Source organism: Citrobacter sp. Cpo040 (assembly GCF_030332915.1).
In the GTDB taxonomy this organism is placed as follows: Bacteria; Pseudomonadota; Gammaproteobacteria; order Enterobacterales; family Enterobacteriaceae; genus Citrobacter; species Citrobacter portucalensis.
In genome coordinates this window covers 478,832-501,900 of the sequence record NZ_JAOWGX010000036.1, presented here as the reverse complement: position 1 = coordinate 501,900, position 23,069 = coordinate 478,832, and the positions used below count along the sequence as shown (strand labels likewise).

The window sequence follows — 23,069 nt, the reverse complement described above, 5'->3', positions numbered from 1 at the left end:
AATTATCGCCCCGTCCGCTCACGGCTAATACGCGCCAGCCATTCAGAAATCAGCAGCGAAATCAGCGCCAACACAATAGAAATGATACACAACCTCGCCGCCGCGCTTTCGCCGCCGGGAGTCTGGATCAGGGTATACATCGCCGAAGGAATAGTGCGGGTTTCGCCAGGAATGTTGGAAACAAAAGTAATGGTTGCGCCAAATTCCCCGAGGGAACGCGCGAACGCCAGCACCGTACCGACAATAATGCCGGGCAGCATCAGCGGTAGCGTAATCGTCATGAATACACGCCAGCGTCCGGCTCCCAGCGTGCGGGCCGCCTGCTCCAGCTTGACGTCGACACCTTCCAGAGCCAGACGAATTGCCCGTACCATCAGAGGAAAAGACATCACCGCCGCAGCCAGCACAGCTCCGCGCCAGCTAAAGGCAAAGGTAATGCCAAACCAGTCGTACAACCATTCGCCAATGAATCCGCGCCGCCCCATGGCGACCAGCAGCAGATAGCCTACCACGACCGGCGGCAGAACCAGTGGCAAATGCAGGACGCTGTCGAGCAGCGCTTTGCCCGGAAACTTGCATCGCACAAGCAGCCAGGCAAAGAAGATCCCAAACGGCAAACTAAACAACACAGCCAGGGAAGAAACTTTCAGGCTCAGGATGACTGCCTGCCATTCAGGATCGGTCAGTATCATTACTTGGTCGTAAATCCATAACGTTTAAAGATTTCAGCAGCCTGCGGTCCTTTCAGATAATCATAGAACGCGCTAACCGTTGCGTTTTTGTGCCCATCAACAATCGCGATAGGGTATTCCACTTTTTTGTGCGAATCTTCCGGGAAAGTCGCAACAACTTTTACGCCCTTACTGGCGACAGCATCGGAACCATAGACGATCCCCAGCGGCGCTTCGTTACGCTCTACCAGCGCCAGCGCACCGCGCACGTCTTCAGCAGGAGCCAGTTTCGGGGCCAGGGTATCCCATGCACCCAGTTTTTGCAGCGCTTCTTTGGCATAAATGCCCGCCGGAACATGTTCCGGATCGCCGACAGCCAGGCGTCCACCATTCAACAGACTGGTCCAGTTGGTTTTGCTGTCAATGGTGAAGTCTTTCTGCGCGCTGGCTTTCGGCGCAACCACCACCAGACTGTTACCCAACAGCGTTGCACGCGTGGCGGTATCAATCGATTTTTTGTCTACCGCATAATCCATCCATTTCTGATCGGCAGAAATAAACAGATCGGCCGGTGCGCCTGCTTCAATCTGACGCACCAGCGTGGAAGAAGAAGCAAAAGAGGAGACAACATCAACGTTCTTCTCTTTTTTATATTGCGTTGCAATGTCCTGCATCGCGTTGGTCAGCGAAGCCGCTGCAAAAACGGTAATCTTTCCTTCATCCGCCAGCGCATGCCCGGCCACGGTAAGAGAAAGTGTTGCCCCTGCAAACAAGCGTAACCATGTACGTGCCATCTGTAACTCCTTTGTGTTTCGTTATGTAGGCGAAAATATAACGAGTAAACCAGGATTTTCCCAGTGGTTATTGATACCAATTAGAGGTTACACAAAGAAAATATCGGCAGGGAAAGCAAGATCTTGAGAAAACGAGTTGGCAGGCAAAAAATATAAACGCCCGACTGAGCGGGCGTTTGGGGAATCAATGATTCTGTCTGGACTGGTCTTTCTGACCGATAGAGGAGAAGATGTTGAACACTTCACCCAGTCCGTAAATCAGCCCCAGGATGACAGCCATCACCACAGGAACCATAATTACGGCGAATACCAGACTTTTCAATAACTCTAACATGGTCAACTCCAGATATAGTCCTTAGTTGTATTCTAACCACATAACACAGAAAAGCACTCCCCTTTTGTGCGGTTGGCTTTGCGCGCGCGCGGTTTTCCGTCACAATACCCCTTTTGCCAGGAGCTTGTGATGCAGGCCGAAATCCTTCTTACGCTGAAACTTCAGCAAAAACTGTTTGCCGATCCCCGTCGCATTTCTCTGCTTAAGCACATTGCGCTTTCCGGCTCCATCAGTCAGGGCGCGAAGGATGCAGGTATCAGCTATAAAAGCGCCTGGGATGCGATTAACGAAATGAATCAGCTCAGCGAGCAGACGCTGGTTGAGCGCGCCACTGGCGGCAAAGGCGGCGGCGGCGCGGTGTTAACGCGCTACGGCCAACGCTTAATCCAGTTGTATGATTTATTAGCGCAAATCCAACAGAAAGCCTTCGATGTTTTGAGCGATGACGATGCCCTGCCACTCAATAGCCTGCTGGCAGCGATCTCTCGCTTTTCGCTGCAAACCAGCGCCCGTAACCAGTGGTTTGGCACCATTACCGCCCGCGACCACGATCAGGTTCAACAGCATGTCGACGTGCTGCTGGCGGATGGCGAAACGCGCCTGAAAGTGGCAATCACTGCGCAAAGCGGCGAGCGTCTCGGGCTTGAAGAAGGCAAAGAAGTACTGATTCTGTTGAAAGCGCCATGGGTGGGAATCACTCAGGACGACGCGATCGCTCAGGCCGCCGATAACCAGTTGCAGGGCACGATTAGCCATATCGAACGCGGAGCGGAGCAGTGTGAAGTGTTGATGACCTTGCCAGACGGCCAGACGCTGTGCGCGACTTTGCCGATAGAGCAGGCCCACACATTAACGGAAGGCGCTAACGTCACAGCATATTTTAATGCGGACAGGGTGATTATCGCCACACTGTGCTGAGTTAATTGACATCAGCCTGAAGAACACGTATCCCTGTTATTCATCGCTGCAAATAATGGGATACAAAATGTCATCGTTGCAAATTTCGCAAGGCACGTTTCGTCTTAGCGACACAAAAACGCTCCAGTTAGATGCGTTGACGTTAAACGCGGGTGATAGCTGGGCGTTTGTTGGCTCTAACGGCAGCGGGAAATCTGCGCTGGCCCGCGCGCTGGCGGGCGAGTTACCGCTTCTGAAAGGCGAACGTCACTGTCAGTTCACACGTATTACCCGACTCTCTTTTGAGCAGCTACAAAAGCTGGTCAGCGACGAGTGGCAGCGAAACAACACCGATCTTCTTAGTCCCGGTGAAGACGACACCGGGCGCACTACCGCAGAAATCATTCAGGACGAAGTTCACGACCCCGCCCGCTGCGCTGCACTGGCGCAGCAGTTTGGCATTTCATCCCTACTTAACAGGCGTTTCAAATACCTTTCCACCGGTGAAACGCGCAAAACCCTACTCTGCCAGGCATTAATGTCCACACCGGATTTACTGATCCTTGATGAACCCTTTGACGGGCTGGACGTGGCGTCCCGTCGCCAGTTAGCAGAGTTGCTCGCTGAGTTGCACCAGGCCGGTTTAACGTTGGTACTGGTGCTTAATCGCTTTGATGAAATTCCTGAGTTCGTGCAGTTTGCCGGCGTACTTGCCGACTGCACGCTGACGGAAACCGGTGCAAAACCCGACCTTCTGCAACAGGCATTAATCGCTCAGCTTGCCCATAGCGAGCGGCTGGAAGGCATCCAGTTACCCGAACCGGATGAGCCTTCGGTGCGCCACACGCTGTCAGATAACGAGCCGCGCATTGTGCTTAACGACGGCACCGTCTCGTATAACGATCGCCCTATCCTGCATCATCTGAGCTGGCGGGTAAATCCGGGGGAACACTGGCAAATCATCGGCCCCAACGGTGCGGGGAAATCAACCCTGCTCAGTTTAATCACCGGCGATCATCCCCAGGGATATAGCAACGACCTGACCCTGTTTGGCCGCCGCCGGGGCAGCGGTGAAACTATCTGGGATATCAAAAAACATATTGGCTATGTCAGCAGCAGCCTGCATCTGGATTACCGGGTAAGCACGACAGTTCGCAACGTTATTCTCTCCGGTTATTTCGATTCAATCGGCATTTATCAGGCCGTCTCCGACAGGCAGCACAAGCTGGTACAACAGTGGCTGGATATTCTGGGCATCGATAAACATACCGCGGATGCACCATTTCATAGTCTTTCCTGGGGGCAGCAGCGGCTGGCATTGATTGTTCGTGCACTGGTGAAACATCCTACGTTGCTGATCCTCGATGAACCGTTGCAAGGATTAGATCCGCTCAACCGTCAACTGATCCGTCGGTTTGTGGATGTCCTGATCGGTGAAGGTGAAACTCAGCTTTTGTTTGTCTCTCATCACGCCGAAGATGCCCCTGCCTGCATTACCCATCGGCTAGAGTTTGTACCCGAGGGTGATATCTACGCCTATCGACAAACCTCTCTGCGTTAATTTTCATGCCAGGGCGTTTATCACGCCCTTTTTTCTGCTTTTTTTTCAGACAAGTGCTGAAATAACAACCTAACATAATGATTTATAATAAAGTAACTGGCAGTATCGAGTGAAAACACCGGAGTGTAAACGATTCCACTAATTTATTCCGTGTCACACTTTTCGCATCTTTGTTATGCTATGGTTATTGCATACCATAGGCTTAACGGAGCGAATTATGAGAGTATTGGTTACAGGTGGTAGCGGTTACATTGGAAGCCACACTTGCGTGCAGTTGCTGAAAAACGGTCACGAAGTGGTGATCCTGGACAATCTCTGCAACAGCAAGCGCAGCGTACTGCCCGTCATTGAGCGTTTAGGCGGCAAGCATCCGACCTTCGTGGAAGGAGACATCCGTAACGAAGCGCTGATAACCGAAATTCTGCACGATCATGCCATTGATACGGTCATCCATTTTGCCGGTTTAAAAGCCGTTGGAGAATCCGTTGCCAAACCGCTGGAGTACTATGACAACAACGTCAACGGCACTCTGCGTCTGGTGAATGCAATGCGCGCTGCTAACGTGAAAAACTTCATTTTCAGCTCCTCCGCGACCGTCTATGGCGATCAGCCGCAAATTCCTTACGTTGAAAGCTTCCCCACCGGCACGCCGCAAAGTCCGTACGGCAAAAGCAAGCTGATGGTGGAACAGATCCTGACCGATCTGCAAAAAGCGCAGCCCGACTGGAGCATTGCCCTGCTGCGCTACTTTAACCCGGTTGGCGCTCATCCATCGGGAGATATGGGGGAAGATCCGCAAGGTATTCCAAACAACCTGATGCCTTACATCGCGCAGGTTGCCGTTGGCCGCCGCGAGTCTCTTGCCATATTTGGCAATGACTACCCTACTGAAGATGGCACCGGCGTACGCGACTACATCCACGTGATGGATCTCGCCGACGGCCACGTTGCTGCCATGGAAAAACTGGCGGGTAAACAGGGCGTACATATTTACAACCTCGGTGCAGGCATCGGCAGCAGCGTGCTGGACGTGGTCAACGCCTTCAGCAAAGCTTGCGGTAAACCGGTGAATTACCATTTCGCCCCGCGCCGTGATGGCGATCTTCCGGCCTACTGGGCGGATGCCAGCAAAGCCGATCGCGAGCTCAACTGGCGCGTGACCCGCACACTGGATGAAATGGCACAAGATACCTGGCACTGGCAGTCACGCCACCCGCAGGGATATTCGGATTAAGGACCAATCATGACGCAATTCAATCCTGTCGATCATCCACATCGCCGTTTTAACCCGCTCACCGGGCAGTGGATCCTCGTATCACCACATCGCGCCAAACGCCCGTGGCAAGGGGCGCAGGAAACTCCGTCTAAGCAGGTACTGCCTGCACATGACCCGGACTGCTTCCTGTGCGCTGGCAATACGCGCGTTACCGGCGACAAAAACCCGGATTACACCGGGACCTATGTCTTTACCAATGACTTTGCAGCGCTGATGTCCGATACCCCGGACGCGCCGGACAGTCACGATCCGTTGATGCGATGCCAGAGCGCGCGCGGTACCAGCCGTGTAATTTGCTTCTCGCCCGATCACAGCAAAACGCTGCCGGAACTCAGCGTCCCTGCGCTAACAGAAATAGTGAAAACGTGGCAGGAGCAGACTGAAGACTTAGGCAAAACCTATCCCTGGGTGCAGGTATTTGAGAATAAAGGCGCAGCGATGGGGTGCTCGAACCCGCACCCACACGGACAAATTTGGGCCAACAGCTTTTTGCCTAACGAAGCCGAACGTGAAGATCGCCTGCAGAAAGCATACTTCGCCGAACAAGGCGCGCCGATGCTCGTTGATTACGTCCAGCGTGAGCTGGCGGACGGTAGTCGGACGGTCGTTGAAACTGAGCATTGGCTGGCAGTCGTGCCCTACTGGGCGGCATGGCCGTTCGAAACGCTGCTGCTGCCGAAAGCGCATGTTCTGCGTATCACCGATTTGACCGACGAACAGCGCGCTGATCTGGCGCTGGCGTTGAAAAAACTGACCAGTCGTTACGACAATCTGTTCCAGTGCTCATTCCCCTACTCCATGGGCTGGCACGGCGCGCCGTTTAACGGAGAAGAAAACCAACACTGGCAGTTGCACGCACACTTTTATCCACCGCTGCTGCGTTCCGCAACCGTGCGTAAATTTATGGTCGGATATGAAATGCTGGCAGAAACCCAGCGCGACCTGACGGCAGAACAAGCGGCTGAACGACTGCGTGCGGTCAGCGACATCCATTTTCGCGAATCCGGAGTTTAAATAATGAGTCTGAAAGAAAAAACACAATCTCTGTTTGCTGAAACATTTGGCTACCCTGCCACCCATACTATTCAGGCACCGGGTCGTGTGAACCTGATCGGTGAACATACCGATTATAACGACGGTTTCGTTCTGCCCTGCGCTATCGACTATCAAACCGTGATTAGCTGTGCGGCACGCGACGATCGAAAAGTCCGTGTGATCGCCGCTGATTACGATAATCAGGTTGATGAGTTCTCGCTTGATGCGCCGATTATCGCTCATGACAGCCAGCAGTGGTCAAACTACGTGCGTGGCGTAGTGAAGCATCTGCAAAAACGCAACGATGCGTTTGGCGGCGCGGATCTGGTGATCAGCGGTAATGTGCCTCAGGGCGCAGGCTTAAGCTCTTCGGCTTCGCTGGAAGTGGCAGTAGGCACCGTGTTCCAGCAGCTTTATCATCTGCCGCTCGACGGGGCGCAGATTGCCCTGAACGGCCAGGAAGCTGAAAACCAGTTTGTCGGCTGTAACTGCGGCATTATGGATCAGTTGATCTCGGCGCTTGGCAAGAAAGATCATGCGCTACTGATCGACTGCCGTACGCTGGGCACCAAAGCCGTTTCCATGCCTGAAGGCGTGGCGGTGGTAATCATCAACAGCAATTTTAAACGTACGTTGGTGGGTAGCGAGTACAACACCCGTCGCGAACAGTGTGAAACCGGGGCGCGTTTCTTCCAGCAACCTGCCCTGCGTGATGTCAGCTTTGAAACCTTTAGCGCAGTTGCTCACGAACTGGATCCGATTGTCGCCAAACGCGTTCGTCACGTGATCACGGAAAATGCGCGTACCGTTGAAGCCGCACAGGCGCTGGAAAAAGGTGACCTGCTGCGCATGGGCCAGCTGATGGCGGAATCTCACGCCTCAATGCGCGATGACTTTGAAATTACCGTGCCGCAAATTGATACGCTGGTCGAGATTGTCAAAGCGACCATCGGCGATAAAGGCGGTGTCCGTATGACCGGCGGCGGCTTCGGCGGCTGCATCGTGGCACTGATCCCGCAAGATTTGGTGCCGGCCGTACAGCAGGCCGTCGCGGAACAATACGAAGCAAAAACCGGTATCAAAGAAACATTCTACGTCTGCAAACCTTCACAAGGAGCAGGACAATGTTAAGCGAAATCCCTGTGCAGGCTCCGGACGGTCAGCCGTTTCGCCTGCTCACCCTGCGCAATGACGCAGGGATGGTCGTCACGCTCATGGACTGGGGCGCAACGCTGCTCTCTGCACGTATTCCGCTTAGCGATGGTAGCGTGCGCGAAGCATTACTCGGGTGCGCCAGTCCGGAACAATACCCGGAGCAGGCTGCGTTTCTGGGCGCTTCAATTGGTCGCTACGCTAACCGTATCGCCAACAGCCGCTATACCTTTGCCGGCGAAACCGTTGAGTTGGAACCAAGTCAGGGCAACAACCAACTGCACGGCGGACCGAACGGTTTCGACAAACGTCGCTGGCAGATAGTGAATCAGAATGACCGTCAGGTGCTGTTTGCCTTAACGTCTGACGATGGCGACCAGGGTTTCCCTGGTAATCTTTGCGCCACCGCGCAGTATCGCCTGACTGACGATAATCGTATTTCGATAACCTACCGCGCCACGGTCGATAAGCCCTGCCCGGTAAATTTGACGAATCATGTCTATTTTAATCTAGACGGTGACAAAACAGATGTGCGCCAGCACAAGCTGCAAATTCTGGCGGACGAGTATTTACCCGTAGACGAAATGGGCATCCCGCATGACGGGCTGAAATCCGTAGCTGATAGCACTTTCGATTTCCGCACGCCTAAAATCATCAGCAGTGAATTTCTTGCCGATGACGATCAGCGCAAGGTGAAAGGTTACGATCACGCCTTCCTGCTTCAGGCACAGGGCAATGCGCGTACACCGGTCGCTCGACTGTGGTCCCAGGATGAAAAACTGCAGATGGTGGTATACACCTCCGCCCCGGCATTGCAGTTTTACTCCGGCAACTTCCTCGGCGGTACACCATCTCGCGGACCAAACGCCTACGAAGACTGGCAAGGTCTGGCGCTGGAAAGTGAGTTTCTCCCGGACAGCCCAAACCATCCAGAGTGGCAGCAGCCGGACTGCTTCTTACGCCCGGGTGAAGAGTATGCCAGCGTGACGGAATATCAGTTTATTCCAGTCTGATCCTTTCCCCTCACAGGCCCGATGACGTAACGTAGCGGGCCTGTTATTTGTTTATCACAGTAGAACCGCTCAAATCCCCACCACTCAAAGACAAAATCGCAACCTTGAATTCACAAGAACCTTACACTGTGGCGCTATTTTCGCTATGGTTATGCGTAAGCATTGCCGCTGACGCTTTACGGCAATATAATGAGAATTATTATCATTCAATATGATTTATAGGAGTGAGTGTATGGCTGTAACTAAGCTGGTTCTGGTACGTCACGGTGAAAGTCAGTGGAACAACGAAAACCGTTTTACCGGTTGGTATGACGTTGATCTGTCAGAGAAAGGCGTGGGCGAAGCAAAAGCGGCAGGTAAACTGCTGAAAGAAGAAGGCTACAGCTTCGATTTTGCTTATACCTCTGTGCTGAAACGTGCCATCCACACCCTGTGGAACGTACTGGACGAACTGGATCAGGCCTGGCTGCCGGTTGAAAAATCCTGGAAACTGAACGAACGTCATTACGGCGCGCTGCAGGGTCTGAACAAAGCGGAAACCGCTGAAAAATACGGTGACGAGCAGGTTAAGCAATGGCGTCGCGGCTTTGCGGTAACGCCACCAGAACTGACCAAAGATGACGAGCGTTATCCGGGTCACGATCCGCGCTATGCGAAGTTGACCGACAAAGAGTTACCGGTTACCGAAAGCCTGGCGCTGACCATCGATCGCGTTATCCCCTACTGGAACGAAACCATTCTGCCGCGCATGAAAAGCGGTGAGCGCGTAATTATCGCCGCTCACGGTAACTCTCTGCGTGCGCTGGTTAAATACCTGGATAACATGGGCGAAGATGAGATCCTTGAACTGAACATCCCAACCGGCGTACCGCTGGTATATGAGTTCGACGAAAACTTCAAACCAATCAAACACTACTATCTGGGTAACGCTGACGAGATCGCAGCAAAAGCGGCAGCCGTTGCGAACCAGGGTAAAGCGAAGTAATTTTCATCCCGGGTCAAACGAAAAAAGCGTGGAATGCTCCACGCTTTTTTATTGTCGGATGACGGCGTTGCCTTATCCGGCCTACCGAGCGTAGCCCGGATGAATTTTTTAACCGCGGCGCGCTTTTACTGCATCCGCCAGCTGGCGCAACACCGCATCGGTATCTTCCCAGCCAATGCAGGCGTCGGTGATGCTCTTACCGTAAGTCAGCGGCTCACCGCTATCCGGGTTCTGATTACCTTCTACCAGATGGCTTTCGATCATCACGCCAATAATTGCTTTTTCGCCCCCAGCAACTTGTCCGCAAACATCTTTCGCGACATCCATCTGCTTTTTGAACTGCTTGCTGGAGTTGGCATGGCTAAAGTCGATCATCACCTGCGCTGAAAGCCCTGCTTTGATCAGACCTTCTTTCACGTCGGCAACGTGCTGAGCGCTGTAGTTCGGCTCTTTGCCGCCACGCAAAATAATATGGCAATCGCCATTACCACTGGTATTTACGATCGCCGAATGACCCCATTTGGTCACAGACAGGAAGCAGTGCGGCGCTCCTGCGGCGTTAATCGCATCAATCGCTACTTTTATCGTGCCATCAGTACCGTTTTTAAAGCCAACCGGGCAGGACAGACCAGACGCCAATTCGCGATGCACCTGAGATTCTGTGGTACGTGCCCCAATCGCGCCCCAGCTCATCAGGTCGGCGAGGTATTGCGGCGTAATCATATCGAGGAATTCACCCGCTGCAGGCAATCCGCTGTCATTGATATCCAGCAGCAGTTTACGCGCAATGCGCAGCCCATCGTTGATCTGGAAGCTGTTGTCCATGTGCGGATCGTTGATAAGCCCTTTCCAGCCTACGGTAGTTCGCGGTTTTTCAAAATAGACGCGCATAACGATTTCAAGCTCGCCTTTTAACTCTTCACGCAACGCCAGCAGGCGAGCGGCATACTCTTTAGCAGCTGCCGGATCATGAATAGAGCAAGGCCCAATCACTACCAGCAGGCGATCGTCACTCCCTTTCAGGATTTTATGAATCGCCTTACGGGCATGAGCCACCGTATTGGCGGCATTTTCAGTAGCGGGGAATTTTTCCAACAATGCGACTGGCGGTAATAACTCGTTGATCTCTTTAATGCGTAAATCGTCGTTCTGATAATTCATGATTATTCCAGCGTTGCCATACTTATATAAATGAATGCAATCCCTCCAATCTATATCTTCAGTCATAAAGTGTAAACGGGGTTTTACACTTTGGACGGATTAATCCTGGAATTGGCCAAAAAAACGCAATAAAGTAGCGAAAAACGAGATCCAACCTACAATTTATAACTGTAACAGCTTTAATTTTCATAAATTTCAAGATTCTATGCTGGGTTTAATTTCTCTGGCAAAACTATTAACCACATATTGATGATGTAACTGGCACATGCACTGTTGGAAGACGTTATCCGACATATCGACCATAACAGGAGCATATTATGCATATGACAAAGCTGGCTTCACTCTTTCTTACCGCTACACTCAGCCTCGCCAGCGGCGCGGCGCTGGCAGCTGAAACCAATACGCAGTCCAATAACGGCCAGGCAAATTCCTCGGCGGATGCCGGTCAGGTCGCCCCAGACGCACGCGAAAACGTGGCACCAAATAATGTCGACAACAGTAACGTGAATTCGGGTGGCACAATGCTGCACCCGAACGGTTCATCAATGAACCATGAAGGGATGACCAAAGATGAGATGCACAAAAACACCATGTGTAAGGACGGTCGCTGCCCTGATGTGAATAAGAAGGTTGAGACCGGAAACGGCATTAACAATGATGCTGAGACAAAAACTGATGGCACTACGCAGTAACGCTGAAAATAAAGCTAATAATGGGAGAGCAATAGCTCTCCTTTTTAATTTTATCATCCCAAAAACGGTATGATGGCATACAGTAAAGATGAGAATAACAAAGGGATGGCATAATGGCGCACTCGCATACTCATACTTCTTCTGAGCAACCCAAGGACAATAATGCCCGCCGCTTGATGTTTGCATTCTGCATTACAGCCGGATTTATGTTGGTTGAAGTGGTGGGTGGAATACTTTCAGGTTCACTGGCCTTGTTGGCCGATGCCGGGCATATGCTCACTGATGCCGCAGCGCTCCTTTTTGCGCTACTGGCCGTCCGGTTTTCCCATCGCCCGCCCACAATACGACACACCTTCGGCTGGCTGAGGCTCACGACACTGGCCGCGTTTGTTAATGCCATCGCATTGGTCGTGATCACCATTTTAATCGTCTGGGAAGCCATTGAGCGCTTCCATACGCCCCGCCCCGTGGCTGGCGGCATGATGATGGTTATAGCTGTCGCGGGTTTACTGGCTAACGTGCTGGCTTTTTGGGTTCTACACCGCGGCAGTGAGGAGAAAAACCTGAACGTCCGCGCCGCGGCACTACATGTGATGGGCGATTTACTCGGCTCGGTCGGGGCGATCATCGCTGCGCTGATTATTATCTGGACGGACTGGACGCCTGCGGACCCGATTCTCTCGATTCTGGTTTCCGTGCTGGTACTGCGTAGCGCCTGGCGACTGTTAAAGGATAGCGTTAATGAATTACTGGAAGGCGCCCCGCTGACGCTGGATATCGCCGCACTGCAGCGCCATCTCAGCCGGGATATCCCCGAAGTCCGCAATGTGCACCATGTCCATGTCTGGATGGTGGGTGAAAAACCGGTAATGACGCTGCATGTGCAGGTGGTCCCGCCGCACGATCACGACGCGCTGCTGGAGCGTATTCAGCATTTCCTTATCCATCACTACCAGATTGAACACGCCACGATCCAGATGGAGTATCAGCCGTGTAATGGGCCGGACTGCCACCTGTATCAGGGGGTATCCGGCCATTCACACCATCACCATTAATGGGACAGCGCGTGGGAACCCCGCTCGCGCGCGCTGTTAATCCACATTCTGCTACCGTTCAGGGCGATAACCGTCAGGATCACATATTCCAGCGACATGGCATATACGCCTTGCAGGGCGAAAATCACTACGCTTATTACGTTAATGATCACCCACAGCAGCCAGTTTTCAACGTACTTACGCGTCATCAGGATCATCGCCGCAATCGACAACACCATCATGCAGGAGTCCCAGAACGGGAATGCATCGGGTTGCAACTCAGGCACAACAACCTGCAATCCTAATGCCTGCATAATGTTCACCGCAATGCGGGTCAGGAACGCAAAGACCAGATCGATATAGACCGACATCAGGCCGATCGCCACCACGCAAGCCGCCAGCCAGCCGATCGCTTTTGGTAACGGCAGCCAGCGAATTTTCAGTTCCGCTTCATGCTGGTTGGTTTGCCTGGACCAGGCATACCAGCCGTAGATGTTGGCGGCAAAGAAGAAAACTTGCAGCAACAGGCTTGCATAGAGCTGGATCTGAAAGAAGATAATCGCAAACAGCGTGACGTTTATCAGGCCGAAGAAGTAATTGCTGATTTTCTCAAGGCTCGCCAGGCCAATACACAGCAACCCAGCGATCGTCCCCACAGCTTCGATCCACGACAGATCGTAACCGCCAGCGCCAATCGGAATATGTACCAGAATGTTCTGCGTGCTAAAAAAGTCCATCTTTTCCCCCAGAGCAAAAATAGTAATTAAGCTCGAAGTGTAGCCGCAAATTCCAACATGCGGTTTAACGGCAACAACGCCCCTTCTCGCAGCGCAGCATCAACATGTATCTCATGAGCCGCTCCGCCTTGTTCCAGGCCCTCAGCAATCGCCTTGAGGCCGTTCATCGCCATCCACGGACAATGCGCACAGCTGCGGCAGGTTGCCCCCTCACCAGCCGTCGGTGCTTCAAGCAATTCTTTATCCGGAACGGCCTGCTGCATTTTGTAAAATATGCCCCGGTCAGTCGCCACAATCAGCCGTTGATGCGGTAACGATTTAGCGGCATTGATTAACTGGCTGGTTGAGCCAACCGCATCGGCCATATCAACGATAGACTGAGGGGACTCCGGGTGCACCAACACCGCGGCATCAGGGTAAAGCCCTTTCATGCGTGTTAAAGCCTGAGTCTTAAATTCGTCGTGGACGATACAGGCCCCCTGCCAACAAAGAACGTCTGCACCGGTCTGTTTTTGGACGTAGTTGCCCAGATGTCTGTCCGGAGCCCAGATGATTTTTTCACCTAAACTATCAAGATGCTCAATAAGTTCTACCGCGATACTGGATGTGACGACCCAGTCCGCACGTGCTTTAACGGCGGCTGAGGTATTGGCGTAAACCACCACGGTACGATCGGGGTGCGCATCGCAAAACGCGCTGAACGCATCAATCGGACAGCCCAGATCTAATGAGCATTCCGCCTGTAGGGTCGGCATCAGGATGGTCTTTTCCGGGCTGAGGATTTTGGCGGTTTCCCCCATAAACCTCACGCCTGCAACCAACAGCGTAGAGGCAGAATGTTTTGAGCCGAAACGCGCCATCTCCAGAGAATCAGAAATACAACCACCGGTCTCTTCGGCCAACTGCTGAATTTCGGGATCGGTGTAATAGTGCGCGACCATAACGGCATCACGCTCTTTCAGCAGGCGCTTGATTTTTTCACGATAAAATTGCTTTTCATCCACACTCAGCGTGGCTGGCTTCGGCGGAAACGGATAAATTGCTGCTTCTGGATCAAACATCACGCTCATCTTGCTTTCTCGTTTTACTGGCTTAACGAAATAACCGATTAAAAGCGTGACGCACGCCGTATTCGGTTAGATTTGTTTTATATGCTAAACAAGATAGCGGATTGGCGTAAGAAAGTCACAATAATTGCGTGTGAGGAATGCCGGAAGGCGACTGACGTCTTATCCGGCCTACGTGAATAGTGTCGTCTGTAGGACTGATAAGCGAAGCGCATCAGGCAAGCAGCTTCGAATCTTATAAATCGCAGATAGCAAAAAGGCGCCTTTAGGGCGCCTTTTTACACTGGTGGGGCGTGCAGGATGACTCGCTTTGCTCGCCCTCCGGGCCGTCGCCGTAAACGGCTCCGTTGTCTCACTACGTTCGACCCGAACCTGCTGCAGGTTCGAATCGTTAATTCTGTGCATAGCAAAAAGGCGCCTTTAGGGCGCCTTTTTACACTGGTGGGGCGTGCAGGATTCGAACCTGCGACCAATTGATTAAAAGTCAACTGCTCTACCAACTGAGCTAACGCCCCCGTATGGGGTTTACTTCTTTATACTTTCAGGATGGTGGGTCGTGCAGGATTCGAACCTGCGACCAATTGATTAAAAGTCAACTGCTCTACCAACTGAGCTAACGACCCGCTCGGGTATAACCTGAAAATTTTTACTCGGTGCCACCAATAAATTGGTGGGGCGTGCAGGATTCGAACCTGCGACCAATTGATTAAAAGTCAACTGCTCTACCAACTGAGCTAACGCCCCGAGTGGTGGGTGATGACGGGATCGAACCGCCGACCCCCTCCTTGTAAGGGAGGTGCTCTCCCAGCTGAGCTAATCACCCGATACTGCGCTGGATACTACTTACTAACTAAGTTAGTGGTGGGTCGTGCAGGATGACTCGACTTCGTCTCGCCCTACGGGCCGTTGCTTACGCAACGTTATCCTTCACGTTTTACTATCGCGTTCCACCAGAACGATTGGTGGGTCGTGCAGGATTCGAACCTGCGACCAATTGATTAAAAGTCAACTGCTCTACCAACTGAGCTAACGACCCACTTTTTTTGCCGCTTTCGGGCTGTTTGATATCCCTTGGCAACGGCGGCATATATTACTGATTTCAGATTTTAGCGCAACAAAAATTTCGATGTAAATAACTCAACTGCTTAGGAATCACACGACGCGACCAGAATTAACACGATTTCTGGTCGCATGGTGTTCATTACATCGCGCCAAGGCGTTTTTGCGCTTGTTTCGCGCCATCAGTGCCAGGGTATTTAGTGATAACCTGCTGATAAACGGCTTTCGCTTTCTCTTTATCACCTTTGTCCTGCATGATGACGCCGACTTTATACATCGCGTCTGCAGCCTTTGGTGATTTCGGGAAGTTTTTGACTACTGAAGCAAAATAGAACGCTGCATCATCTTTTTTCCCCTTGTTGTAATTCAACTGACCCAGCCAGTAATTCGCATTTGGCAGGTAAGTTGAGTCTGGGTACTTTTTAATGAAGTTCTGAAATGCTTCAATCGCGTCATCCTGGCGGGATTTATCCTGCACCAGAGCAATGGCCGCATTGTAATCGGTATTCGCATCGCCAGTTTGTACCGGAGCACCTGACGCTGCCGCTGCACCCGCATCAGGTGCAGGGGTTGCTGCTGCCCCGCTCTGATCGCCGCCCGCAGATTGCGCCGCAGGTGCACTACCGCTGCCAAGATTATTCATCTGCAGCAATATCTGCTTCTGGCGTTCAACAACCTGATTCAGTTGATACTGATTTTCCTGAATTTGACCGCGCAGGGAATCAATATCGGACTGATTATCGGAGAGTTGTTGCTGGAGTTGGGTTAAAAGCTGACTGTGAGCGTTAGAAATACGCTCGAGTTGAGTGACACGGTCTTCGACCGAGCCAGAGCCGACACTACTGATTGGCGCCTGTGCAAAAGCGGCCCAGGGGGCCGCTATGCCAACCAGTAACGACAGACTCAACAGATGATGTCTGAAGTTACTGCTCATGCAATTCTCTTAGTAAACCAGTACGGCGCGACGGTTTTTGGCGTAAGCCGCTTCGTCATGACCCAGTACTGCAGGTTTTTCTTTACCGTAAGAAACGATGGAGATCTGGTCAGCAGAAACGCCTTTACCCTGCAGGTACATCTTAACGGCGTTCGCACGACGCTCACCCAGGGAGATGTTGTACTCAGGAGTACCACGTTCGTCCGCATGACCTTCTACGGTGACTTTGTAAGACGGGTTGCTACGCAGGAAGTTAGCGTGAGCATCCAGCATTGCAGCGAAGTCAGAACGGATATCGTACTTGTCCAGATCGAAGTAAACGATGTTGTTCTGCTGCAGCTGTTGCATCTGAAGACGCGCTTGCTCTTCAGAAGACATGTTGCCGCTGCCGTTTGCATCCATACCAGTGCCGGCACCCAGCATGCCTTCGCTGCCGTCATTGCTGGCGTTCTTGTTAGAAGAACACGCTGCAATAGCCATAACAGGCAGAGCAATCATCAGCCCTTTCAGCACTTTGTTCAGTTGCATTTCAATGATTCCTTTATTAATCAATTATTTATTATCACAGATACGGCGACCAGGCAGGGAATTTAACCTGCCCATCAGTTGCCGGAAGACGCGCTTTGAAACGCCCATCTGTAGAAACCAAATTCAGCACGGATCCCATCCCCTGAGAAGAGCTGTAGATTACCATAGTGCCGTTAGGTGCCAGACTTGGCGTTTCGTCCAGGAACGTTGACGACAGAACTTGTACGCCACCCGCTACCAGATCTTGTTTGGCAATGTGTTGCTGACCGTTGGCCGAGCTTACCATTACCATAAATTTACCGTCGCTGCTCACATCCGCATCCTGGTTTTGCGAACCTTCCCAGGTAATGCGCTGCGGAGCACCGCCGTTGACGTTAACTTTATATACCTGCGGACGACCGGCCTGGTCAGACGTAAAGGCCAGGTTTTGGCTGTCCGGGAACCAGGTAGGTTCCGTGTTGTTGCTACGACCATCCGTCACCTGACGGATCTGACCGGAACCAATGTCCATGACATACAGGTTCAGGCTACCGGTTTTAGACAGGGCAAACGCCAGTTTGCTGCCATCCGGAGAAAACGCAGGCGCACCGTTGTGACGTGGGAACGAGGCTACCTGACGAACCGCGCCGTTAGACAGTGTCTGAATAACCAGTGCAGAACGACCGCTTTCGAAGGTAACGTACGCCAGTTTTGAACCGTCCGGGGACCACGCCGGAGACATCAGCGGCTGCGGAGAACGGTGTACCACGAACTGGTTGTAACCATCGTAGTCGGACACACGTAATTCGTACGGGAACTGACCACCGTTGGTCTGAACAACATAAGCGATACGGGTACGGAATGCACCTTTAATGCCGGTCAGTTTTTCAAACACTTCGTCACTTGCAGTATGGCCCGCGTAACGCAGCCACTGCTTGTTCACTTTATAGGTGTTCTGTGCCAGTACGGTACCCGGTGCGCCACCGGTGTCAACCAGCTGATAGGCAACGCTGTAAGAACCATCCGGATTCGGCGTAACCTGGCCGACGACTACGGCATCAATGCCCAGCGCAGACCAAGCGGCAGGTTGAACTTCCTGCGCGGTACCGGGCTGCTGAGGCAGACGAGAACGGTCTAACGGGTTAAATTTACCGCTGTTACGCAGGTCAGCACCTACGATACCACCGATATCTTCAGGTGCAGCACCCGGTCCTGCCCACTGGAAGGGGACAACACCAATCGGGCGCGCCGAGTCCACCCCCTGGGTGATCTCGATACGTACTTCTGCGTGCAGCACCGCTGCCCACAGCATCAGAAAACCAAATGCTACTCGTAATGCCTGCTTCATCATATCTCCCTTATCTGGACGGAAAGCCCACGATAATTTAGCAGAATGTTAACAAACTCAAATACACAAAACTACCAGAACTCTGCCTCAACCTTAGACCGTTTCCCCTGATTTCTCAGGGGGCGTTATTACAGTTTGAAGTCCAGTTTGGCATCTTTTACTTTTTCATAAACTGCCTGGCTAGGCGGTTTAGGAATTCTGGCGGTTTTCGCAGCCGTCAGCGCAGCCTGACACAATGCCGGATCCCCGCCCTCTTCGGTCACATCCAGTAACAGACCATCGGGTGCTAACTTGATATGTAATACGCAAGATTTACCTGCATACAAATCTGCACCATACAGACGGCTCTGGATCGCATTACGAATTTGAGATGCGTAAGCACTGATATCAGCGCCAGATGCACCGCCATTGGCACCACTTGTACCACTATCTTTCGCCGGTTGGCCGTTTCCTTTCGCTCCACCGCCCGATTTCGGTGCATTCTTACCGGAGCTCAGGTCGCCCAACAGGTCGTCAACGCCAGAGGCTGCAGCGGCTTTTTCGGCCGCAGCCTTTTTAGCAGCAGCTGCTTTATCTGCCGCAGCTTTCTTATCGGCAGCGGCTTTCTCAGCTGCAGCTTTTTTGTCTGCCGCTGCTTTTTCTGCAGCGGCTTTCTTATCAGCCGCCGCTTTTTCAGCAGCGGCAGCTTTCGCGGCAGCGGCTTTTTCAGCTTTCTCAGCAGCAGCTTTCTCGGCTGCAGCTTGCTTAGCGGCCTCAGCCTGTGCTTTCTTCGCAGCGTCCGCAGCTGCCTTAGCAGCTTGTGCTTCTGCAGCTTTCTTCGCATCAGCGGCGGCTTTAGCGGCTTCAGCCTCAGCTTTTTTCTGTGCGTCCGCAGCGGCTTTCTTCGCGGCATCTGCCGCTTGCTTCGCCTGAGCATCAGCTTTAGCCTTCGCGTCTGCAGCAGCCTTCGCCGCAGCCTCTTCAGCCTGTTTCTGTTGCTCTTGCGCTTTCGCTGCGGCGGCTTCAGCTTGCTTCTGCTGTTCCGCCTGTTCGCGCACTTTTTCCTGCGTGGCTAAACGTTCTTTTTCCAGCTGCTTCAGTCGCTCTTGCTCAGCTGCCTGCTTCTCGCGAAGTTCTTCAGCTTGCTGCTGCGCCTGCTTTTCACGCTGCTCTTCAGCACGTTTCGCACTTGCCTGCTGTTGCTGCTGCCTGTCGTACTGTTGCACAACGGCGCCTGGATCGACCATAACGGCGTCGATGGACGAACCGCCACCGCCGCCGGCTGAAGCATCAATGTGCTCATCGAACGAACTCCAGATCAGCGCTGCAAATAAAATGACATGCAGCACCGCTGAAATAATTATCGCCCTTTTGAGCTTGTCGTTTTGTTCGGTTGCCTTTGACACTCTCGGTTCCCAAAAAACTGTTCGCCTGTTACGTGCTATCTTTCAAGCCAGCAAAACGCAGTCATCAGATTGGCTGCGTCATCAAGCCAACCGATTTTACGCCTGCACTGTGTAACAAGTTCAGCGCTTTAATTATTTCATCATAAGGCACGTCTTTCGCACCACCGATTAAAAAGACCGTTTTCGGATTGGTCTGCAGGCGGCTTTTCGCTTCCGCGATAACCTGCTCCGGCGGCAGTTGATCCATACGATCTTTCTCAACCACCACGCTGTATTGCCCAATACCGGAAACCTCAATAATGACCGGGGGTTCGTCGTTACTGCTGACGGCTTGCGACTCGGTCGCATCCGGCAGGTCGACTTCCACACTCTGCGTAATGATCGGCGCGGTTGCCATAAAGATCAGCAACAGCACCAGCAGTACGTCGAGCAGCGGTACAATATTGATTTCGGACTTGAGTTCGCGACGACCTCGTCCACGCGTTCTGGCCATGGCTTACCCCTTGTTGCTCTCGCTAACGGTAAACGCCTGGCGGTGCAGAATCGCGGTGAACTCTTCCATAAAGTTGTCGTAATTCAGTTCCAGTTTGTTCACGCGCTGGTTCAGACGGTTGTAGGCCATAACCGCTGGAATTGCCGCAAACAGACCGATAGCCGTTGCAATCAACGCTTCTGCGATACCCGGTGCGACCATTTGCAGCGTGGCCTGTTTTACCGCGCCCAGCGCGATAAATGCGTGCATGATCCCCCAAACGGTACCGAACAGACCGATATACGGGCTGATGGAGCCAACGGTGCCGAGGAATGGAATATGCGTTTCCAGCGTTTCCAGTTCACGGTTCATCGAGATACGCATCGCACGGGAAGCCCCCTCAACGACCGCTTCCGGCGCGTGGCTATTTGCTCGATGCAAACGCGCAAATTCCTTGAATCCGCTATAGAAAATTTGTTCCGAGCCCGCCAAATTATCACGACGCCCCTGGCTTTCCTGGTACAGGCGCGACAATTCAATGCCGGACCAGAACTTGTCTTCAAATGCTTCGGCTTCACGTGAAGCAGCATTAAGAATACGGGTCCGTTGGATGATGATGGCCCAGGATGCGATTGAAAAACCAATCAAAATCAACATGATAAGTTTAACCAGAAGGCTTGCCTTCAGGAACAAATCAAGGATATTCATGTCAGTCACTGCTTAAACTCCGCGACAATAGACTTGGGAAGCGCACGAGGCTTCATTTTGAGTGGATCAACGCAAACAATCAGAACTTCGGCCTCATTCAGCACGGTGTTCTCTGCGTTGACAATGCGTTGCGTGAAAACCAATGAGGTGCCACGCATTGACGTAATTTCGGTTTGAACTTCGAGCATATCGTCGAGCCGGGCAGGCGCAAAATACTCGAGGGTCATCTTGCGCACCACAAAGGCTACACGTTCGGCCAACAGGACCTGCTGACTGAAGTGATGATGACGAAGCATTTCTGTGCGTGCTCTTTCATAAAAAGCGACGTAACTGGCGTGGTAAACCACCCCACCGGCATCGGTATCTTCATAATAGACACGAACCGGCCATCGAAACATATACTTATTCATTCCTACTGCCTCTTTGTTGGCTTCGCCCACTCACACCAGTTACTTACCTTTGTAAGCGTCTGGTGATTCGCGTTCTTGCCGCCGCGATGCATCAAGAATGTCGTTGTATATCGCGCTGTCTTCACTGTACATCCCGGTAATGCAACAAAAGGTTAGTGCTTTCAAACTTCGCTACTATACGCGCGGGAATGGTGCTTTGGAATGGGGGAAAGTAAACGGAGAGTAAAAAATTATGGGCTTATGCAAGCCCATAAATATTTAAGGATGTTTCTTATTCAAAAGAAGAAGAAAAACAGTCCAACAACGAGGACGATATCCGCGATCAGCGGGCAGAAGATACCCTGCCAGTGTACGGCACGAGGACGGAAGCCTACGCCGTGAATAATACCTGCGCAGACCGCCCACATCAGCAGGAAACCATGCCAGATTTCAAGCTCACTGGTTTTGGCCGCGAAACGTGACGGATCCCAGAATATGCAGCCAGCCAACACGATTGCCAGCACAAATGAAAGCGCCCGCAAGGGGCGCTTGTCCATCGCGTTGTATACCATCGCGATAATGTTGGTCATTAGCTATCTTCTTGCCCGGCTTTGCCTGATTCAACGTGCTCAAGCGCCAGCGCTGTGATTATCCCAAATGCACAGGCAAGAAGCGTTCCCAAAATCCATGCGAAATACCACATTTTAAGCTCCTTACTTAGTACAGAGAGTGGGTGTTGCTTTCAATATCTTCTTTAGTGATGCGACCGAACATCTTCCAGTAACACCAGCTGGTGTACAGCAGAATAATCGGTACAAACACCGCCGCGACCCAGGTCATCAGATTCAATGTACGCTGGCTGGAGGTGGCATCCCACATGGTCAAACTTGCGTTCATCATGGTGCTGGATGGCATCACAAACGGGAACATTGCGATACCGGCAGTCAGGATGATGCAGGCTAACGTCAGTGAGGAGAAGACGAACGCCCATGCCCCTTTCTCCATGCGAGAAGTCAGGATGGTCAACAGCGGCAGAACCACGCCCAGAGCAGGAACCAACCACAGGATAGGTGCATTGTTAAAGTTCACCATCCATGCGCCAGCCACACGAGCCACTTCTTTGGTCAGCGGGTTAGAGGCGGCATGATGATCCAGTGCGGAGGTCACAACATAACCGTCAATACCGTAAATCACCCACACACCGGCCAGCGCGAAGCAGACCAGAGTCACCAGCGCCGCAACCTGTGAAGTTGCACGAGCACGCAGATGCAGTTCACCTACCGTACGCATCTGCAGATAGGTCGCACCCTGGGTGATGATCATCCCAACGCTCACGACACCTGCCAGCAGACCAAACGGATTCAGCAACTGGAAGAAGTTACCGGTGTAGTACAAACGCATGTAGTCATCTACATGGAACGGAACCCCTTGCAGCAGGTTGCCGAACGCCACGCCAATCACCAGCGGTGGCACGAAGCTACCAATGAAGATGCCCCAGTCCCACATGTTGCGCCAGCGCATGTCTTCAATCTTAGAGCGGTAGTCAAAACCGACCGGACGGAAGAACAACGATGCCAGTACCAGAATCATCGCCACATAGAAACCGGAGAACGCAGCGGCATACACCATCGGCCAGGCAGCGAACAGTGCGCCACCCGCGGTGATGAGCCAAACCTGGTTACCGTCCCAGTGCGGGGCGATGGAGTTAATCATAATTCGACGCTCGGTATCATTACGACCGAGGAAACGGGTGAGCATGCCCACCCCCATGTCGAAGCCATCAGTGACTGCAAAACCAATCAGCAGAATGCCAACCAGCAGCCACCAGATAAAACGCAATACTTCATAATCGATCATT

Annotated in this window: 25 protein-coding genes, 5 tRNA genes and 1 other RNA gene; 9 read left to right on the top strand and 22 right to left on the bottom strand. The window is 52.4% G+C overall.

Annotated features, from left to right (window positions below; genetic code table 11):
• Window positions 1–2 precede the first annotated feature (2 nt).
• The 3 genes from modB to OGX86_RS17255 form a co-directional block, all read right to left on the bottom strand.
• Window positions 3–692 (bottom strand): molybdate ABC transporter permease subunit, encoded by a 690-nt coding sequence (gene modB, locus OGX86_RS17265; protein WP_008784169.1) that lies wholly within the window; start codon window positions 690–692, stop codon window positions 3–5.
• Window positions 692–1,465, bottom strand: a complete 774-nt coding sequence (gene modA, locus OGX86_RS17260) for a molybdate ABC transporter substrate-binding protein (RefSeq protein ID WP_286640313.1) — start codon at window positions 1,463–1,465, stop codon at window positions 692–694. The genes modB and modA overlap by 1 nt, the downstream gene beginning before the upstream one ends.
• A 184-nt stretch (window positions 1,466–1,649) precedes the next feature.
• Entirely contained in the window at window positions 1,650–1,799 is a 150-nt protein-coding gene (locus OGX86_RS17255) for an AcrZ family multidrug efflux pump-associated protein (RefSeq protein ID WP_020996536.1), read from the bottom strand.
• A 129-nt stretch (window positions 1,800–1,928) separates the two neighbouring features.
• Between OGX86_RS17255 and modE the strand changes: the two genes are divergently transcribed.
• The 7 genes from modE to gpmA all read left to right on the top strand — a co-directional run bounded on the left by modE (window position 1,929) and on the right by gpmA (window position 9,718).
• Entirely contained in the window at window positions 1,929–2,717 is a 789-nt protein-coding gene (modE, locus tag OGX86_RS17250; RefSeq protein WP_032942748.1) for a molybdenum-dependent transcriptional regulator, read from the top strand.
• Window positions 2,718–2,784: 67 nt separating this feature from the next.
• Window positions 2,785–4,257, top strand: coding sequence for a molybdate ABC transporter ATP-binding protein ModF (modF, locus tag OGX86_RS17245; RefSeq protein WP_048226056.1), 1,473 nt, complete (start codon window positions 2,785–2,787; stop codon window positions 4,255–4,257).
• A gap of 217 nt (window positions 4,258–4,474) precedes the next feature.
• Window positions 4,475–5,491, top strand: coding sequence for a UDP-glucose 4-epimerase GalE (gene galE, locus OGX86_RS17240; RefSeq protein ID WP_003831462.1), 1,017 nt, complete (start codon window positions 4,475–4,477; stop codon window positions 5,489–5,491).
• A 9-nt stretch (window positions 5,492–5,500) separates the two neighbouring features.
• A complete protein-coding gene (gene galT / locus OGX86_RS17235) occupies window positions 5,501–6,547 on the top strand; it encodes a galactose-1-phosphate uridylyltransferase (protein ID WP_032942745.1) in 1,047 nt (348 codons plus the stop codon).
• Window positions 6,548–6,550: 3 nt separating this feature from the next.
• Window positions 6,551–7,699 (top strand): galactokinase, encoded by a 1,149-nt coding sequence (galK, locus tag OGX86_RS17230; RefSeq protein WP_286640312.1) that lies wholly within the window; start codon window positions 6,551–6,553, stop codon window positions 7,697–7,699.
• Window positions 7,693–8,733 (top strand): galactose-1-epimerase, encoded by a 1,041-nt coding sequence (gene galM, locus OGX86_RS17225; protein ID WP_286640311.1) that lies wholly within the window; start codon window positions 7,693–7,695, stop codon window positions 8,731–8,733. The genes galK and galM overlap by 7 nt, the downstream gene beginning before the upstream one ends.
• Window positions 8,734–8,965: 232 nt before the next feature.
• Window positions 8,966–9,718, top strand: coding sequence for a 2,3-diphosphoglycerate-dependent phosphoglycerate mutase (gene gpmA, locus OGX86_RS17220; protein ID WP_003022999.1), 753 nt, complete (start codon window positions 8,966–8,968; stop codon window positions 9,716–9,718).
• Between the two features lie 108 nt (window positions 9,719–9,826).
• Here the strand turns inward: gpmA and aroG are convergent, their stop codons facing one another.
• Window positions 9,827–10,879, bottom strand: a complete 1,053-nt coding sequence (gene aroG, locus OGX86_RS17215; protein WP_003831449.1) for a 3-deoxy-7-phosphoheptulonate synthase AroG — start codon at window positions 10,877–10,879, stop codon at window positions 9,827–9,829.
• A gap of 317 nt (window positions 10,880–11,196) precedes the next feature.
• Here aroG and OGX86_RS17210 point away from each other — a divergent pair, with 317 nt between their 5' ends.
• Together OGX86_RS17210 and zitB are read left to right on the top strand one after the other, a co-directional pair.
• The gene (locus OGX86_RS17210; protein WP_003022994.1) at window positions 11,197–11,571 is read left to right on the top strand and encodes a YbgS-like family protein; all 375 of its coding nucleotides are present in this window, start codon (window positions 11,197–11,199) and stop codon (window positions 11,569–11,571) included.
• 113 nt (window positions 11,572–11,684) lie between these two features.
• Window positions 11,685–12,626, top strand: a complete 942-nt coding sequence (gene zitB / locus OGX86_RS17205) for a CDF family zinc transporter ZitB (protein WP_136391641.1) — start codon at window positions 11,685–11,687, stop codon at window positions 12,624–12,626.
• On the opposite strand, the gene pnuC is transcribed toward zitB, so the two are convergent.
• The 18 genes from pnuC to cydB form a co-directional block, all read right to left on the bottom strand.
• Window positions 12,623–13,342: a nicotinamide riboside transporter PnuC gene (gene pnuC, locus OGX86_RS17200; RefSeq protein WP_048214653.1), complete on the bottom strand. Its 720-nt coding sequence runs from the start codon at window positions 13,340–13,342 to the stop codon at window positions 12,623–12,625. The two genes, zitB and pnuC, sit on opposite strands and share 4 nt — an antisense overlap.
• A 26-nt stretch (window positions 13,343–13,368) precedes the next feature.
• Window positions 13,369–14,412: a quinolinate synthase NadA gene (gene nadA / locus OGX86_RS17195; RefSeq protein ID WP_128316631.1), complete on the bottom strand. Its 1,044-nt coding sequence runs from the start codon at window positions 14,410–14,412 to the stop codon at window positions 13,369–13,371.
• Between the two features lie 281 nt (window positions 14,413–14,693).
• A non-coding RNA gene (locus tag OGX86_RS17190) (RtT sRNA) lies at window positions 14,694–14,826 on the bottom strand.
• Between the two features lie 22 nt (window positions 14,827–14,848).
• Window positions 14,849–14,924, bottom strand: a tRNA-Lys gene (locus tag OGX86_RS17185).
• A 32-nt stretch (window positions 14,925–14,956) separates the two neighbouring features.
• Window positions 14,957–15,032 (bottom strand) — tRNA-Lys (locus tag OGX86_RS17180).
• Between the two features lie 45 nt (window positions 15,033–15,077).
• Window positions 15,078–15,153 (bottom strand) — tRNA-Lys (locus OGX86_RS17175).
• Between the two features lie 3 nt (window positions 15,154–15,156).
• A tRNA-Val gene (locus OGX86_RS17170) sits at window positions 15,157–15,232 on the bottom strand.
• Between the two features lie 137 nt (window positions 15,233–15,369).
• A tRNA-Lys gene (locus OGX86_RS17165) sits at window positions 15,370–15,445 on the bottom strand.
• Between the two features lie 165 nt (window positions 15,446–15,610).
• Window positions 15,611–16,402 carry a cell division protein CpoB gene (cpoB, locus tag OGX86_RS17160; RefSeq protein WP_003831441.1) on the bottom strand — a complete coding sequence of 264 codons (792 nt, stop codon included), beginning with the start codon at window positions 16,400–16,402 and terminating at the stop codon, window positions 15,611–15,613.
• Window positions 16,403–16,411: 9 nt separating this feature from the next.
• Window positions 16,412–16,930, bottom strand: coding sequence for a peptidoglycan-associated lipoprotein Pal (pal, locus tag OGX86_RS17155; protein ID WP_003022983.1), 519 nt, complete (start codon window positions 16,928–16,930; stop codon window positions 16,412–16,414).
• A 34-nt stretch (window positions 16,931–16,964) separates the two neighbouring features.
• Window positions 16,965–18,257 (bottom strand): Tol-Pal system beta propeller repeat protein TolB, encoded by a 1,293-nt coding sequence (tolB, locus tag OGX86_RS17150; protein WP_003022981.1) that lies wholly within the window; start codon window positions 18,255–18,257, stop codon window positions 16,965–16,967.
• A gap of 128 nt (window positions 18,258–18,385) precedes the next feature.
• Window positions 18,386–19,642, bottom strand: a complete 1,257-nt coding sequence (gene tolA, locus OGX86_RS17145) for a cell envelope integrity protein TolA (RefSeq protein WP_234692232.1) — start codon at window positions 19,640–19,642, stop codon at window positions 18,386–18,388.
• 64 nt (window positions 19,643–19,706) lie between these two features.
• Window positions 19,707–20,135: a colicin uptake protein TolR gene (tolR, locus tag OGX86_RS17140; protein ID WP_003022978.1), complete on the bottom strand. Its 429-nt coding sequence runs from the start codon at window positions 20,133–20,135 to the stop codon at window positions 19,707–19,709.
• A 3-nt stretch (window positions 20,136–20,138) separates the two neighbouring features.
• On the bottom strand, window positions 20,139–20,831 hold the full coding sequence (tolQ, locus tag OGX86_RS17135; RefSeq protein WP_003022976.1) for a Tol-Pal system protein TolQ: 693 nt from the start codon (window positions 20,829–20,831) through the stop codon (window positions 20,139–20,141).
• Window positions 20,828–21,232, bottom strand: a complete 405-nt coding sequence (ybgC, locus tag OGX86_RS17130; RefSeq protein WP_003831439.1) for a tol-pal system-associated acyl-CoA thioesterase — start codon at window positions 21,230–21,232, stop codon at window positions 20,828–20,830. Before ybgC ends, tolQ begins: the two co-directional genes overlap by 4 nt.
• Window positions 21,233–21,507: 275 nt before the next feature.
• Window positions 21,508–21,801, bottom strand: coding sequence for a cyd operon protein YbgE (gene ybgE, locus OGX86_RS17125; protein ID WP_048214655.1), 294 nt, complete (start codon window positions 21,799–21,801; stop codon window positions 21,508–21,510).
• Window positions 21,801–21,914 (bottom strand): cytochrome bd-I oxidase subunit CydX, encoded by a 114-nt coding sequence (cydX, locus tag OGX86_RS17120; RefSeq protein ID WP_003022970.1) that lies wholly within the window; start codon window positions 21,912–21,914, stop codon window positions 21,801–21,803. Before cydX ends, ybgE begins: the two co-directional genes overlap by 1 nt.
• 14 nt (window positions 21,915–21,928) lie before the next feature.
• Complete coding sequence (cydB, locus tag OGX86_RS17115; RefSeq protein ID WP_003831431.1) at window positions 21,929–23,068, bottom strand: cytochrome d ubiquinol oxidase subunit II; 1,140 nt, start codon at window positions 23,066–23,068, stop codon at window positions 21,929–21,931.
• Window position 23,069 lies beyond the last annotated feature (1 nt).